This window comes from Pseudoalteromonas sp. MER144-MNA-CIBAN-0113, assembly GCF_040308965.1.
Taxonomy (GTDB): Bacteria; Pseudomonadota; Gammaproteobacteria; order Enterobacterales; family Alteromonadaceae; genus Pseudoalteromonas; species Pseudoalteromonas tetraodonis.
On the sequence record NZ_JBEOOG010000406.1, the window covers coordinates 1 to 263 of the forward strand.

The 263-nt window shown below is 40.3% G+C and carries 1 pseudogene; it reads left to right on the forward strand.

Annotated elements, in window-relative coordinates:
- Positions 1-263 (forward strand): annotated as a pseudogene (locus AAEY57_RS20255) (GGDEF domain-containing protein); the annotation flags it as partial.

The window sequence follows — 263 nt, forward strand, 5'->3', positions numbered from 1 at the left end:
GTATTTATACTTGGTTTAATAAAACAGCCAATGTAAATGCAGCAGCGTGGGCTGTCACCCTTATGGTCGTTAGCTTAATAATGATGTTTGTGGTTTCTGTAGGTGGGCATGCGCATTCTTTATTTTGGGCGACGTTAATCCCGCCTTTTAGCTTTTTTTTAGTTGGAAGAAACTGGGGAAGCCTATTTAGTGCAGTCGCCTTTACTATTTGTGCGTATCTTGTGTATTTACAACAACAGCAAACTGTAACAATTGGCTTAGGC